Source organism: Microbacterium sp. WHRI 7836, from assembly GCF_040223885.2.
In the GTDB taxonomy this organism is placed as follows: Bacteria; Actinomycetota; Actinomycetes; order Actinomycetales; family Microbacteriaceae; genus Microbacterium; species Microbacterium oxydans.
This window is the reverse complement of the sequence record NZ_CP168171.1, coordinates 3,106,368-3,120,927: the sequence shown is the minus strand read 5'-3', so window position 1 is coordinate 3,120,927 and position 14,560 is coordinate 3,106,368. Positions and strand designations below refer to the sequence as shown.

Below are 14,560 nucleotides of genomic sequence, written 5' to 3'. Positions count from 1 at the left end.
CTGATTGCGCTGTAGGTTGCTCTTCGTTCTTCCGTCCCACTATAGTGGCGGAAGCGCTTACGAAAGCGCTTTCGCTACGATGACGTAGGAGACTCGGATGACTGCACCCAGACACGGTCGACGGATCGCTGCGGCGATCGGAACGCTCTCGATCGCCGCGCTCACGGTTACGGCCTGTTCCGGAACCGGCGACCAGGGTGGGGGAGGTGGCGCCGACGATCCCATCGTCATCGGCATCTCGCTTCCCCTCACCGGAGACTTCTCGGAGCCGGGGAAGGGCGTCGAGCGCGGGTACGAAGCCTGGCGCGACATCGTCAACGAGAACGGCGGACTGCTCGGGCGGCAGGTCGAGCTGAAGATCCTCGACGACCAGTCCAACGCCGACCGGGTCGTCTCCGACTACGAGTCGCTGATAGCGCAGGACGGCGTCGACCTCGTGTTCGGCCCGTTCTCGACTCGTCTCGTCGTCCCCTCCGCCCGCGTCGCGCAGGAGTACGGCATGTTGTTCGTCGAGCCGGCCGGTGCCGCAGAGGAGGTCTTCGAGCAGGGCTTCGACAACCTCTTCTACGCCGCCCCCGCGATCGCGAACGACCACTACAACAACCTCGCCGAGTACCTGCTGGCCCTTCCCGAGGACCAGCGTCCCGAGACCGCGGCCGTCGCGGCGATGGACGACCCCTTCGCGCAGGGCACCGCCTATGGTCTGCGCGACAAGCTCGAGGATGCGGGCGTCGAGATCCTCGTGAACGAGGTCTATCCGCCCAACACCACCGACTTCTCCACGATCGCCGCGAAGATCGCGCAGTCGAACGCCGACATCGTGATCGGCGGGACGCAGTACCAGGACGCGGTCAACCTGATCATCGCGCTGCAGCAGCTGAACTATCAGCCCGAGCTCGCCGCGTTCTCCACCGCTCCCACCAACCCGGAGTTCGCTTCGGCGATCGGCGGCGCGACCGAGGGGATCCTGGCGCCGACCGGCTACTCGCCGAAGTCGCAGTTCCCGAGCAACGTCGAGTTCGTCGAGAAGTACACCGAGATGCACGGTAACCCGCCATCCGAGGATGAGGCGAACGCCTATACGACCGGTCAGGTCGTCGCGGCGGCGGTGGAGGCCGTGGGCTGCGCCGAGCAGGGCGACTGCCAGCAGAAGCTCATCGACTGGTTGCGCGACAACGAGGTCGAGACGGTCGTCGGTCCCCTCAGCTGGGACGAGACGGGCAAGCCCACCGGCGCCCACCTCATCCAGCAGTGGATCGACGGCGAGATCCTGATCGTCCTCCCCGAGGACGTCAAGGAAGCCGACTTCCTGTACCCGAAGCCGACGTGGTGATCTGCGCGTGAGTGGAGCACTGCTGCTGCAAAGCCTGATCCTCGGCATCCTGCTGGGAGGGCTCTACGCCCTCCTGGCGGCCGGGCTCACGCTGTACTTCGGGATCATGCGCGTCGTCATGATCGCGCACTCGGCCTTCCTCATCCTGGCCGCCTACCTCGCCTGGTGGTTCAACCGGGAGACGGGCATCGATCCGCTGGTGTCGCTCGTGGTCACCGTGCCGCTGTTCTTCGTGACCGGCGTCGTGATGCAGCGTCTGCTGGTGTCGAGGCTCAAGCCCCTGACGCTGACCATGATGTCGGTGCTGCTCACCTTCGCGGTGGCGCTCATCATCGAGGGAGCGCTCGGGTTCTTCTTCTCCGGCACCCAACGCCGCATCCCGCTGCCGTACGCGAGCGCGAGCCTCGAGGTCTTCGGCGCGCAGGTTCCGGTGGTCAAGCTCATCGCCTTCGGTCTCGCGGCCGTGGCCCTCGCCCTCCTGTTCGTGCTGCTCAAGTACACCAAGTTCGGCCAGGCGCTGCGGGCGACGATCCAGCACCCCGAGGCTGCACGGCTGGTCGGCATCAACACCGACCGCGTCGCCGGCTACGGATTCGGGCTCGGACTCGCGACGGCGGCGATCGGGGGCACCGCGCTCTCGCTCGACGCCACGATCTACCCCTCGCTGCACTGGCACTGGATCGGCCCGCTCATGGCGATCATCGTCGTCGGCGGCCTCGGCAGCATCCCCGGTGCCGCCATCGCCGCCCTCGTGCTCGGGGTCGCGCAGAGCCTGCTCCAGCTCCCGCTGGGGCCGACGTGGGCGCAGACGATCTTCTACGTCGCCCTGTTCGCCACGCTCATGTTCCGTCCGCAAGGTTTCTTCGGAGGTCGTCTTGCCCAGCGTTTCTAGCCGAGAGCCGATCGCCACCGAGACGGTCGTGATCGCTCCACCCGCCCCGGTCCGCAGGACCTCCACGAAGTGGGTGAACATCGTCCTCCTGATCGTGGGGGCGGCGCTCGTCCTCTCGTTCCCCACCATCGCCCCGAACCCCTACATCCTGTCGGCGGGCGTGGTGATCCTCAACTACGCCGTGCTGTCGACCGGGTGGAACTTCATGGGCGGCTTCACGGGGTACATCTCCCTCGGCCACGCCGCCTACTTCGGGCTCGGAGCCTATGGCACCGGGCTGCTGATCAAGTACCTCGACCTCCCGGGATTCCTGGCCTGGATCCTGGCCGCGGTCCTCGTGGCGGTCATCGCGATCCCGATCGGCATCGCGGCCCTCCGCGTGCGCGGAGCCTCGTTCGTGATCGTCTCGATCGCCTTCGTGCTGATCATGCTCCTGGTGTTCCAGAGCTGGCGGGATGTGACCGGCGGATCGGAGGGACTGAACGTCCCGCGTCCGTTCGACGTGCTGCGGCCGGAGCACCACCGCATCTTCTACTATCTGTTCGCGGGCCTCCTCGCGGTTGCCCTCGTGGCGTGGTGGATCATCGACCGGTCGAAGTTCGGCACGGCGCTGAAGTCCATCCGCGAAGACGAGGACAAAGCCCAGGCGCTGGGCGTGCCGACGACGAGGTACAAGCTGATCGCCTACGTGCTGTCGGCCCTGTTCGTCTCGCTCGGCGGCGGACTCTACGCCCTCTGGTTCGGCGACCTGGATCCGATCTTCCAGTTCTCGATCCTGATCGGCTCGTACATGGTGCTGATGGCGCTGCTCGGCGGGGTGCGGAACCTCTTCGGTCCCCTGCTCGGAGCGGTCGTCGTCGGCATCGCGCTGGAGTACTTCAAGCTCGAGTTCGGCGACACGCAGTTCCACCTGATCGCGACGGGCATCCTGCTCGGCATCGTCGTGCTCTTCATGCCGGACGGCATCATCCCGGCGGTGAAGGGCCTCTTCACCCGGTCGTCGAGCGCCGCCTCGATCCGTGAGGTGACCGCCGGCGAGCTGCTGGAGCAGAACAGGACGCGAACAGCGGATGCCTCGACGAAGGAGACGTCGTCATGAATGCCCCCATGGCTCAGCACACAGCCGCTCAGCCCACAGCCACGCTCGAGAGCCTCAGCACCGTCGCGATGACGAAGTCGTTCGGCGGCGTCACGGCGGTCGACGGCGCCACGGTCACGTTCCAGGAGGGCAAGGTCAACGGACTGATCGGGCCGAACGGCTCCGGGAAGACCACCTTCTTCAACTGCGTGACCGGCATGATCAAGCCGGACTCCGGAGAAGTGCGCTATCGAGGACAGGCGATCACGCGCAAGTCACCCGACCGCATCGCACGCGCGGGCATCGGACGCAGCTTCCAGCTGTGCCGGGTGTTCCCCCGCATGACGGTGATGGAGAACCTGCTCGTGGCCGTGCGCAGCACGAGCATCCGTCAGCAGCTGCGCTCGGCCCACGACCCCGATGAGCTGGAGCGGGCGCGCGGTTGGCTGCGGCGCGTCGGCATCGACCACCTCGAGCACGCCGAGGCGCGCAACCTCAGCTACGGCCAGCAGAAGCTGCTCGAACTGGCCGGCGTGCTCATGGGCGAACCCGACACGATCATGCTCGACGAGCCGGCAGGTGGTGTGAACCCCGCCCTCATCGGACGCATCGCCACCCTGGTGCGCGAGCTCAACGACGAGGGCAAGACGTTCATCATCGTGGAGCACAACATGGAGATGGTCATGAGCCTGTGCGATCACGTCGTGGTGTTCGACCGCGGTCGCCAGATCGCCGAGGGAACGCCGGAGATCATCCAGCAAGACCCGCGAGTCCTGGAGGCCTACCTTGGAGTCTGAAACGAAGAACCTGCTCGAGCTGCGTGACATCGAGGCGGGCTACGGACGTGCCGCCCTCGTGCTCAGGGGTCTCACGGTCGAAGTGCCACCGGGATCGGTGGTGTGCCTGGTCGGCCCGAACGGCGCCGGCAAGTCGACCGTGCTCAAGGTGGCCAGCGGCATGCTCAAGCCCCGATCCGGACACATCACCGTCGACGGCCGGGACATCACGGGCGAGGGACCGCAGTCGATGCTGCGTCACGGACTCGCGCACGTCTTGCAGGGGCACAGCGTCTTCCGCGAGATGACGGTCGGCGAGAATGTGATGCTGGGTGCCTTCACCCTGAAGGACCAGAAGGTCATCCAGGAGCGCGTCGAGTTCGTGCAGAACCTCTTCCCCATCGTGGGGGAGCGGTGGAAGCAGCTAGCGGGCCTCCTGTCCGGCGGTCAGCAGAAGCAGGTGGAGTTCGCGCGGTCGCTCATGGTCAGCCCCAAGGTGGTTCTGCTCGATGAGCCGTCGATGGGGCTCGACCCGAAGACGACCGAGAAGGTGTTCGAGCAGATCGTGCGGATGCGCGACGCAGGGACCGCCGTGCTGCTCGTGGAGCAGAATGCGCGGCGGGCCCTCGAGACCGCCGACATCGGGTGCGTCCTCGACCTCGGCCGGGTGCACATCTCGGGCCCCGCATCCGAGCTACTCGCCGACCCGACCCTGGCCGCACTGTATCTCGGCGGCAAACCTTCGGTCGCCGACGCGGGCTGATCCTCGGCGGAAGGAGGCAGTCGCTGCCTCCTTCCGCCTTTCTCGTCCATTCGGCGGAAGCGCTTGCGAGAGCGCTTCCGCCCTGAGCTGCAGTACCGCTTCACGTCTTCCCCGCTGCAGTGCCGCCCCGGGGAAGGGGCACGAACCATCGGCACGACACCGCACGACGACGACGTTGAGAGGTTTCTGATGCACGAACGAATCATGCGACCCGCAAGCTCGAGCACCCGGTCGGCGGCACCACCCCCTCGATCCTTCGGGGTGCGACGAACAGGTGCGCTGGTCGCTGCAGCGGCCGTCGTCGGAGCCCTGCTGACCGCGACGCCCGCGGCCGCAGCGGAGCCTTTCACCGAGCTGATCGACTTCGAGACGTACGAGCGCGTGGCGCTGAACGGCCAGGACGGATGGGCGGCGTCGGGCGCCCCTCGCGTGATCGCCGACCCGTTGAACGGCAACAATCAGGTCGTCGAGTCCGTCGGGGGAGGGCAGCAGTCGTACCGCGCCATCCCCGCCATCGCGGAGGGAGACACCGGCACGCTGTTCTTCCGGTTCCTGCGCACCGGCAGCGTCGACACCTCGTTCGGACTCACCGACGTGGATGCCCCGAACGACTACGCGCACAGCCGGGCCTATGTGAACAACCAGAACGACGACGTGCTGCGCGTGCGCGACGGCGGCGCCTTCAAGCCCGCCGGCGTGTGGTCGAAGGACGCCTGGCAGTGCGTGTGGATCGTCGCCGACAACGCGACCGACAAGGTCACCGTGTACAGCCAGGGTGGCGCGTACGAGGAGCAGACCCGCCTCCCGGAGGGGACAGAGCAGCAGTTCGGCTTCCGGCAGGCCGTGAACGGCGCGCTCGACCGGTTCTTCTGGAAGAACGGCGCCACGAGCACGGGGCGCCTGCTCCTCGACGACGTCGCGGTCGACAACACCGGGGAGAACCTCGCGATCGCGACGGGCAACCCCGGCGACTGCGCGCCCGGCGACACGGCGAGCGAGCCACTGCTCAACCCGCTTCCCGACCCCGCACTCGCCGACCTCGGCATCGAGGTGACCGAGCTCGCGCAGCTGCCGAAGTCGCAGACGACGCCGGCCACGCAGGACCAGCGCCTGGTGCGCCACAACCGCATCACGCACCTCGATGAGGTGCCGGACGACTCCGGTCGGCTGATGGTCCCCGACAACAACGACATCCTCTACCTGGTCGACAAGGAATCGGGCGAGTACGTGCCGTACCTCAACGTCCGCAACGAGTTCATCGACAACTTCCACAACAGCGCGGGGCTCGGAACGGGTCTCGGATCCGCCGAGTTCCACCCCGACTTCGCCGAGAACGGGCTGTTCTACACCGTTCACACCGAGGGCGGCACGGCGCTGACCGAAGACACCCCCGACTTCCCGGCCTTCGGCACCACGGCATTCCACAGCGTGATCACCGAATGGAAGGCGAGCGATCCCTCCGCTGAGACCTTCTCGGGAACGCACCGCGAGGTCATGCGGATCCCCTTCGCCGGACGCGTGCACACCGTGCAGCAGATCGCGTTCAACCCGACCGTTTCCGCGGGCGACGCCGACTACGGCAACCTGTACATCCTCGTCGGCGACGGCGGCAACGGTGTGGGCAACGGCAACCCGCAGGACCTGGCGACGCCGCAGGGGAAGATCCTGCGCGTGAATCCGACAGGCGACGACAGCGAGAACGGCGAGTACGGCGTGCCGGGGGACAACCCGTTCGTCGACGAGTCCGGTGCTCTTCCCGAGATCTACGCCGTCGGCATGCGCGACCCGCACCGCATCAGCTGGGACACCGAGGGCGACCACACCATGTACCTCGCGCACATCGGCGAATGGCAGGTCGAGTCGATCTATGCCGTCGAACCGGGAGACAACTTCGGCTGGTCGGTGCGCGAAGGCTCCTTCCTGGCGGAGAACCGACAGATCTTCCCGCTGCCGGAGGACGATGCCGAGAACGGCTACACCTACCCGGTGGCCGCCTACGACCACAACCGCGACCCCGGTCAGACCGGCGATGCGGGAGTGGCCGTGAACGGCGGGTTCGTCTACCGCGGCGAGATCCCCGAGCTGCAGGGGCGCTACCTCTTCACCGATCTGGTGCGCGGCTGGGTGCTGTCCACCGATGCGGAGGAGATGGTGCGAGGTGACGGCGACATCGCCGACCTCGCCACGATCGAGGAGCTGCGGGTCTTCGCCGACGGCGTCGAGACCACGTTCCAGGAGCTGGTGGGCGACAAGCGTGTCGACCTGCGGTTCGGCTCCGATGCCGACGGCGAGCTCTACCTGGTGTCGAAGGCGAACGGGAAGATCTGGAAGGTGACGGGTGCACGCTCGGTCGATGAGCCGGCCAACCCGTTCGTCCTCCCGGCGCTCGCGCCGAACCTCGTCACGCATCACGACTTCGATCACCCGGATGCCACGAAGCCGACGGTCGAGCTCGACCAGGGACGCTCCGGCACCCCCATCTCGCTGATCAACGGCGGGGTGGAGATGCGGGTCGCGGATCGCGCCTACCCGGGTGCGGGCGAGGCGCTGCAGACGCAGCAGATGAGTCCGCGCACCGCCTCGAACGACGACTGGAAGGCGGGCATCTACGACGCGAAGGGTGTGGAGTCGCTCGACCGATTCGCCGATACCGACAAGGCGTCCGTCATGGGCTGGTTCAAGCCGACCGGTGACCACCCGGCCCTGAACTCGGGGACCGCGAATCCCGACGACGTGTACAACGCCATCGGCCTCGCGGGCGTGCTCACCGGCACCTCCGACGGACATGCCGTGCGGGCGCTGCTCGAGGTCATCACCGTCGACGGCGAACTCAAGCTCGTGGCACTCGGGCGCCGCGTCGACGGTGCCGGCTCCTGGACGTTCGCGGCTGACCTGCCCTGGAACGAGATCCTCAAGAAGGGGCAGTGGGTGCATCTCGCCGCGACCTTCGACTTCGCCGCGGGTGAGATGAAGCTGTTCATGAACGGCGAGGAACTCGCGGGGAAGTACACCGCGGCGAATCCGTGGGGAGAGGGGTCCACGTCAGACACCGCGCCGGCCGGCATCAAGATCGGCGGGAGCTTCCCGCAGAACACGAAGGAGGCCAACCCGTTCAACGGACGGATGGATGACATCATGCTGCTCGACACGGTGCCGACGCCGGAACAGGTCGCCGCGCAGTACGCGCTGTACGCGGTGCCGCCCGTCGTGCCGCCGGCCCCGCCCGCGTGCACTCCGGACGGGGAGACCCACACCGATGTGATGGCGAAGGACGACTGGGCGCCGCGGACTCCGGCCAAGTGGAGTTTCCCCGGTGACGAGGTCGTGCTCACCGAGGCGGGAACCAACCCGAACGACGGGATCCGCCGACCGTTCGAGTACGCCGTGCTCACGCAGGGTGAAGAGCTCGGCTCGTTCGACCTCACCGGGCAGGTGCGGCTGGACGAGAAGGCATCGGTCAACAACCGCGACGTCATCATCGTCTTCGGGTGGAAGTCGGACACGGAGTACTACTACGCGCACCTCTCGCAGGACAACTCGATCTACCCGCACAACGGCATCTTCAAGGTGGACAAGGCCGACCGGGAGCGGATCGACGACCAGTGGGACGGCGCTGTCGGTGCACCGCCGGCGGTCACCGACGAGGAGTGGCACGACGTGCGCGTGCTCCGTTGTGCCGACAGCGGCGACATCGCCGTCTACGTCGACGGGCTCGACACCCCGCTGATGACCGCGAACGACAAGACCTTCAGCGAGGGGCGGGTGGGCTTCGGCTCGTTCGACAACTTCGGGCGTCTTCGCGACCTCTCGGTCACGGCCGCTGCCGAGGACACCACCGCACCCATCGCGACCGTCAAGAGCGGGCCCGACTTCACGGTCGGACGTGACGGCGTCTACAGCAAGGTGTCGTTCAAGCTCCAGGATGCCGGCAAGATCGATCGGCTGACGCTCAACGGCGTCGAGAAGGATCTGACGAACGATGTCTGGTCCGACCTGAACGGCGTCGTGCCAGGGGCGTTCGGCGCAGTGGAAGGGTCCAACACGCTCGTTGTGCACGACGTGGCCGGCAACACGACCACCGTGAACTTCACGCTCGATGTCACCGCCCCCACGGTCACGGTCAAGGACGGCGGACAGTTCACCGTCGGGGCCGACGGCGCCCACAGTCTGGTGTCGTACAAGCTCCACGACGCAGGCAAGGTGGATCGACTGACCCTCAACGGGGTGGCGAAGGATCTGACGGACAACGTCTGGTCCGACCTCAACTTCGTGAAGCCCGGAGCCTTCGGAGCCGTCGCCGGGGCGAACACCCTGGTCGTGTACGACGTCGCGGGAAACGCCGCGACCGTCCCGTTCACGCTCACGGCCGCAGCCGGATAGCGGGCGTCCGGACAGCAGCAGTCCGGACAGCGGCAGTGGAGACTCGAGCCGGCACCGCCGGCTCGAGTCTCCACGCGCTCCGTCCTCGATAGCATGGCCGTTCCCCCCTTTCGCACGGCACACGAGGATGGTTCTGCGTGGCATCTCGGCTTTCGGAGACCGCGGAATCGTCGAGCAGACCGCTGTCCGCGTCGCGCTACATCCTCCGCTCCCGGCTCCTGCGCGGAGTCTTCATCAGCCTGGTCATCTCCGGTATCGGGATCTCCGTCACCGTCCCGCAGATCACGCTGTTCCTCGTGGGCGAGCTGCATCTGTCCACGGCTCAGGCCGGCCTCTACTTCCTGACCAACCTCACCGCGCCGATCGCCGGATACCTCGTGGGCTCACTGTCCGACCGCGCCGGCTCGCGACTGCTGGTCTTCCGGCTCTCCGCCATCGCGGGGTTCCTCGGATGGGTCCTGATGGCGGTCGCCATGCAGGCGTGGATGCCGTTCGCCATCAACATGCTGCTGCTGAGCACAGCCGGAGCGGGGGCGGCGCAGTTGCAGGCCGCGGTGCGGGACGAGCTCAACCGCAGGCCGACGCCCGCCGACAACGAGGTCGTCGCCGTGATGCGGATGGCCATGGCGTTCGGGTGGATCGTCGGGCCGGTCATCGGCGCCGTCCTTGGCGCTGTCATCGGTCTGCGTCCCCTGCTGCTCGTGACCGGCCTCTGCGTGCTGCTCTCGCTCGTGCCCCTCATCGGTGTGAAGTCCGACTCGGCCGCGGCACGGCGGGCGCTGTCCACGCCGATCCGTGAGCCAGGCCAGGCCGTCTCCTCGCCCACCGAGCCGCCCGTTCCGCACCCGCGCTCCATGTTGCCGCTCCTGGTCTTCACCGCGATCTACGTGCTCATCATGTGCGGTGAGACCGTGAAGCTCGCCTACCTGCCGCTGTACATGGACGGCGAGCTGCGCGTCGACGCCGGCGTGCGGGGGGCGATCATCGGCTTCCAGCCCCTCGTCGAGCTCCTCCTCATGCCGTTCGCCGCACGACTCGCGACACGCTTCGGCCTCGCCCGCGTGCTCACGGCCGGTGCGCTGATGGCGGTCGCCGCGCACATCTCCTATGCCGCGGCGGGCCAGATCACGCCGCACATCGTCCCGCTCATCGTGGGGCAGGTGCTGATGGCAGGAGTGATCGCCACCTTCGGAGTGCTGGGCATCACCGTGGCCCAACGCCTCGTCCCCACCCGCGTCGGCATGGCCACGAGCGTCTTCATGAGCTCCTATGCGATCAACGCCGCCGTCGGAGGCTTCGTGGGAAGCATCGGCTCGCTGTGGCTCGGCCTTCCCCAGTTGTTCTGGATCCCCGCCGCGATCTCCGCCGTCGGGGGCGTCGCGCTGCTCATCCTGAACTCCCGCGTTCCGCTCGATCCGCCCGCACGCGACCACTGACCTGTCGCGGCGCCGCTATCCGGCGTTCGGACGCACGCAGGTGTCCTGGGCCGCGCTCTGCCCGTCGACGTTCGACGGCAGGGTGTTCGCATCGGGCCGCGTCGTATCGGGCGGTGTCGTATCGGGCTGTGTCGTATCGGGCTGTGTCGTCTCCGGTGGCGTCGTCTCCGCGTCCTTGGAGTCGGCGGACGGCGGGGTGGACGGCGGGGAGAGCTCGCTGCCACGGCCGGTGTGGTCGGAGCTGATGCTCACCGTCTCACCGGAGATCACCCGCTCCATCAGCGCGGCGGCCGACTGCTCGTCGGGGACGACGCGGTCACCCGCGGGAAGGTGCGGGTACGACACGAACGCGATGTTCTCGAGCGGCAGGTCGCTGAAGACCTTCGCCATCGAGGCGAGCGTGCCGAGGTCGGCGAGCGGGGTCGACAGCGTCATATTCCTGGTCGCCGCGTCGGCGATGCCGTACAGCTTCACCGGGTCGGTCAGGGTCGACTGGTCACGGAGCGTCCGCACGAGCGAGGAGAGGAACACCTGCTGGGTCGAGATGCGAGCCAGATCGCTCCCGTCCCCGATGCCGTAGCGCGAACGCAGAAGCGCCAGGGCCTGCTCGCCGCTGAGATCGTAGGTCCCGGCCTCGGGGATCTCCAGTCCGGAGTGGCGATCGTGGACGGGGCCGGCGAAGCAGATCGGCACGCCGCCGACGGCGTTCGAGGCATCGATCACCCCCGTGAAGCTGATCTCCGCCGCGTAGGCGAGATCGATACCGGTGAGGGCCGTGACCGTCGAGGCGACGCAGCCCAGCCCGCCGCGGGAGAGCGACTCGTTGAACTGCACCCGGTGCCCCGCAGCCCACGTCTTCCCGGTGTCGGGATCGCTGCAGGAGGGCATGTCGACGAGCAGGTCGCGGGGGAACGAGATCACGGTCGCCGCGTCGTGAGCGTCGTTCACGTGCAGCAGCAGGGTGACGTCGTTCCGGCTGCCTTCGACGTCTCCGCCCTCTCCGTACTGGGCTCCCTGCCCCGCGCGGCCGTCCGAGCCGACGAGCAGCACATCGAATGCGCCGTCGAAATCCGCCACGAAGGGAGGCTCATCCGTACGGGCGGGGTGCAGTTCGACCGTGGTGACGTTCTGGGACAGCCGGAGCGCCGCGACGGCCACCGTGCCCCCGCCGATGACCAGGACCGCGACGGCGGCCAGGGTGAGGAAGCGCCGGAGGCGCCTCCGGCGCCGTCGGCTCGGAGCAGGAAGCGGGGGAAGACTCATGGGGAAGACCTCTCGGCATCGGCGAGCAGCCAGTGTCGAGCACGAATGTCACACGAGTGTCACAGCCGAGGAACGGTCACCCGGAAGGTCGCGCCCGGGGATCCGGACAGCAGCGCGAGATCACCGCCGAGGAGGCGGGCGTTGTCACGAGCGATCGCGAGTCCGAGTCCGGTCCCGGCGCCGTCCGAGCGCGACCGATCCGTCGTGACGAACCGGTCGAACACCCGCTCGCTGTCGGCGCCGGCGATGCCGGGCCCGTGGTCGCCGACGTCGATGTGCAGCACGTCACCGTCCTCCCGCACGCGGATGACGACCGGCGGGCGCCCGTGGCGGGAGGCGTTCGTGAGCAGATTGGCCACCACGGTGTGCAGTCGTGCCGCATCGGTACGCAGTCGCAGGCTCGGCGCGACCGACAGCTCGTCGACGTCGACTCCCGTCGTGTCGACCACATCGGCGAGCAGGTCGTGCAGCACCACGGTCGTGCGGTGCACGCGTGCGACTCCGGCGTCGAGGCGTGAGAGCTCGAGCAGGTGCTCGATCAGGGTGTGCAGTCGGCGCGTCCCCGTGCGCACGACCGCTGTGGCGACCGCTCGCTCCTCGGCCGTCGTCTGCTCGTCGTCGTCGTCGAGCATCTCGTCGACCGCCATCATCGAGGTGAGGGGGGTGCGCAGCTCGTGGGCGACGTCGCTCACGAGCTGCCTCGACTCCGCCTCGCGCTGTCGAAGCCGCCCGATGGTGTCGCCCAGGCGTTCCGAAGAGAGGCGGAGTGCGTCGGCCACACGGTCGACGTCGTCGAACGACGGCTTCCACGCCGGAGGGCCCTCGCCGGAGCCCACAGCCCGCGCCGTGTCGACGAGGCGGCGGAGCGGACGCGTCAGCGCACCGCCCAGCAGGCGCTCGAGCAGGACGACGAGGACCACGACGCCCGCGCTGAGGAGCACCCCGGAGACGACCAGCTCCCGCACCTGCTCCTGCTGCGGCTGCATCGAGTACGCGGTGACCACGGCGAGGCGGCCGCTCGGGTCCTGGGGGAGGTCGTCGCGGACGACGGAGACGAAGAACACCTCTCGGTCGTCGAGCGTGGTCATCAGCGAGGTCACCTCGCCGGAGCGGCGGCTGTCGTCGATGCGCAGGGCGTCCGGCACCTGATCCGGTCGGAGTTCGCCCGCGCTGCGGCCACTGCCGAGGTCGATGATGACCGTCTCGCCGGGGAGGATCTCGGCGTAGTAGCTCCACGTGTCTTCGGGAGACACCGTGGAGATGGACGTGAACAGGGCATCCGCCGTCGTCGAGAACTCGTCGAGCAGACCCTGCTGCCTGGACTCGTAGACGATCCTGCCCGCGGTGAAGACGACGACGCCGGTGACGAGGACGGAGACGGCGACCGTGCTGCCGATGAGGGCGAGGGCGATGGCGGTGCGGAGCGTGAGCCGGCGACGGGCCGTCATCGCAGCCGGTATCCGATCCCGCGCACGGTCTCCAGCTGCGGAGTCGCGACGTGCGCAGCGGTCAGCTTCGCACGCAGCCGCTGGATGGCGGTGTCGACGACGCGGGAGGTGTCGGGCGGTGACTGCGCCCAGACGGCGTCGATCAGGCGCGAACGGCTGAGGGTGTGCCCGTCGTTCAGCGCCAGCTCATGCAGCAGGCGGAACTCGGTCGCGCTCAGCGGCAGGGCCTCGCCCCCCGCCAGGGCTTCCGCCGAGTCCTCGTGCAGCTCGAGGGATCCGACCCGCAGCGGCTCCGCGGTGAGCCGGGAGCTGCGACGCAGAACCGTCCGAAGACGTGCCTCGAGCACGGCCACGCTGACCGGCTTGGCGATGTAATCGTCCGCTCCCGCGTCGAGACCGACGACGACGTCGGCATCCTCGTCACGGGCGGTCAGCATCACGGTGGGGAAGCCCCAGCGCGCCCGGATCTCCCGGCACAGCGAGAACCCGTCGCCGTCGGGGAGCATGACGTCGATGATCGCGACGTCGGGGGTCGTGCGTTCCGCGAGCAGGCGTGCGGAGGCGACGTCCTCGGCGGTCTCGACGGTGTGACCGCGACGTCGCAGCGCGGTGGTGAAACCGAGACGGATCTCCGCGTCGTCGTCCACGAGCATGATCTTCATCCCACCCCACCTCCCGGACACCGCGCGCTTGCGATGATAGACGGCGGCGCCCGTGCATAGGCTCCGAGCAGAGGCGCCGAGGCGGGTCGCAGGGGCTCGTCAGGTCGAGCGGCTACCCTCGTGCCATGCGCCGAATCGTGGTCCTTCCTCTCGTCCTCGCTGCCGGACTCGGTGCCGGGGCGCTCGCCGGCTGCTCGCAGGTCACGCAGATGGCGGGCGACGCCGTCGGGATCGACGTGCAGGCGACCTGCACCACGATCGACGATGCCTACGGGCAGTACCAGGCGCTGCTCGATCAGGGCGCGGTCTCGGCCGAGCAGGCCGACGCCGCACGCGACGACCTCGTCGCCTCGCTCGAGGGGATCGCGGCGAACGTCGACGGACAGCTGGGCGATCTGATCCGCTCCGGCGTCACGCAGATCGGCGGCATGACAGACCTGCAGGCTCCGGAGACGGTCGAAGCGATCGAACAGCTCAAGGACTCGGCCTCGGCGTTCTGCGGCTGAGCTCCGCCGTGTGAGACGATGCC

The 14,560-nt window shown here is 68.2% G+C and carries 11 protein-coding genes; 8 read left to right on the top strand and 3 right to left on the bottom strand.

Annotated features, from left to right (window positions below; translation table 11 throughout):
* The first annotated feature begins 97 nt into the window (after window positions 1-97).
* The 7 genes from ABRP18_RS15100 (at window position 98) to ABRP18_RS15070 (ending at window position 10,658) form a co-directional block, all read left to right on the top strand.
* On the top strand, window positions 98-1,333 hold the full coding sequence (locus tag ABRP18_RS15100) for an amino acid ABC transporter substrate-binding protein (protein WP_058630709.1): 1,236 nt from the start codon (window positions 98-100) through the stop codon (window positions 1,331-1,333).
* 7 nt (window positions 1,334-1,340) lie between these two features.
* Window positions 1,341-2,225, top strand: coding sequence for a branched-chain amino acid ABC transporter permease (locus ABRP18_RS15095; RefSeq protein ID WP_046747637.1), 885 nt, complete (start codon window positions 1,341-1,343; stop codon window positions 2,223-2,225).
* On the top strand, window positions 2,209-3,324 hold the full coding sequence (locus tag ABRP18_RS15090) for a branched-chain amino acid ABC transporter permease (RefSeq protein WP_231589676.1): 1,116 nt from the start codon (window positions 2,209-2,211) through the stop codon (window positions 3,322-3,324). Before ABRP18_RS15095 ends, ABRP18_RS15090 begins: the two co-directional genes overlap by 17 nt.
* 8 nt (window positions 3,325-3,332) lie before the next feature.
* Window positions 3,333-4,100, top strand: coding sequence for an ABC transporter ATP-binding protein (locus ABRP18_RS15085; RefSeq protein ID WP_349884939.1), 768 nt, complete (start codon window positions 3,333-3,335; stop codon window positions 4,098-4,100).
* Window positions 4,090-4,842 carry an ABC transporter ATP-binding protein gene (locus tag ABRP18_RS15080; RefSeq protein ID WP_046747639.1) on the top strand — a complete coding sequence of 251 codons (753 nt, stop codon included), beginning with the start codon at window positions 4,090-4,092 and terminating at the stop codon, window positions 4,840-4,842. Before ABRP18_RS15085 ends, ABRP18_RS15080 begins: the two co-directional genes overlap by 11 nt.
* Window positions 4,843-5,103: 261 nt before the next feature.
* Window positions 5,104-9,222 (top strand): PQQ-dependent sugar dehydrogenase, encoded by a 4,119-nt coding sequence (locus tag ABRP18_RS15075; RefSeq protein ID WP_349884938.1) that lies wholly within the window; start codon window positions 5,104-5,106, stop codon window positions 9,220-9,222.
* A 137-nt stretch (window positions 9,223-9,359) separates the two neighbouring features.
* On the top strand, window positions 9,360-10,658 hold the full coding sequence (locus tag ABRP18_RS15070) for an MFS transporter (protein WP_052748684.1): 1,299 nt from the start codon (window positions 9,360-9,362) through the stop codon (window positions 10,656-10,658).
* A gap of 15 nt (window positions 10,659-10,673) precedes the next feature.
* On the opposite strand, the gene ABRP18_RS15065 is transcribed toward ABRP18_RS15070, so the two are convergent.
* From ABRP18_RS15065 to ABRP18_RS15055, 3 genes are read right to left on the bottom strand one after another with little or no spacing between them, the layout of a single operon-like run.
* The gene (locus ABRP18_RS15065) at window positions 10,674-11,921 is read right to left on the bottom strand and encodes an LCP family protein (RefSeq protein ID WP_349884937.1); all 1,248 of its coding nucleotides are present in this window, start codon (window positions 11,919-11,921) and stop codon (window positions 10,674-10,676) included.
* Window positions 11,922-11,980: 59 nt separating this feature from the next.
* On the bottom strand, window positions 11,981-13,369 hold the full coding sequence (locus ABRP18_RS15060) for a HAMP domain-containing sensor histidine kinase (RefSeq protein WP_349884936.1): 1,389 nt from the start codon (window positions 13,367-13,369) through the stop codon (window positions 11,981-11,983).
* Entirely contained in the window at window positions 13,366-14,031 is a 666-nt protein-coding gene (locus tag ABRP18_RS15055) for a response regulator transcription factor (protein ID WP_349884935.1), read from the bottom strand. The genes ABRP18_RS15060 and ABRP18_RS15055 overlap by 4 nt, the downstream gene beginning before the upstream one ends.
* Before the next feature lie 125 nt (window positions 14,032-14,156).
* Between ABRP18_RS15055 and ABRP18_RS15050 the strand changes: the two genes are divergently transcribed.
* Window positions 14,157-14,537 carry a hypothetical protein gene (locus ABRP18_RS15050; protein WP_113681068.1) on the top strand — a complete coding sequence of 127 codons (381 nt, stop codon included), beginning with the start codon at window positions 14,157-14,159 and terminating at the stop codon, window positions 14,535-14,537.
* Window positions 14,538-14,560 lie beyond the last annotated feature (23 nt).

Bases quoted from the DNA above. Each gene is read 5' to 3' on its own strand.
- ABRP18_RS15085 (WP_349884939.1), top strand. From the start codon at position 3,333: ATGGCTCAGCACACAGCCGCTCAGCCCACAGCCACGCTCGAGAGCCTC.
- ABRP18_RS15055 (WP_349884935.1), bottom strand. From the start codon at position 14,031: ATGAAGATCATGCTCGTGGACGACGACGCGGAGATCCGTCTCGGTTTC.
- ABRP18_RS15065 (WP_349884937.1), bottom strand. From the start codon at position 11,921: ATGAGTCTTCCCCCGCTTCCTGCTCCGAGCCGACGGCGCCGGAGGCGC.
- ABRP18_RS15050 (WP_113681068.1), top strand. From the start codon at position 14,157: ATGCGCCGAATCGTGGTCCTTCCTCTCGTCCTCGCTGCCGGACTCGGT.
- ABRP18_RS15060 (WP_349884936.1), bottom strand. From the start codon at position 13,369: ATGACGGCCCGTCGCCGGCTCACGCTCCGCACCGCCATCGCCCTCGCC.
- ABRP18_RS15100 (WP_058630709.1), top strand. From the start codon at position 98: ATGACTGCACCCAGACACGGTCGACGGATCGCTGCGGCGATCGGAACG.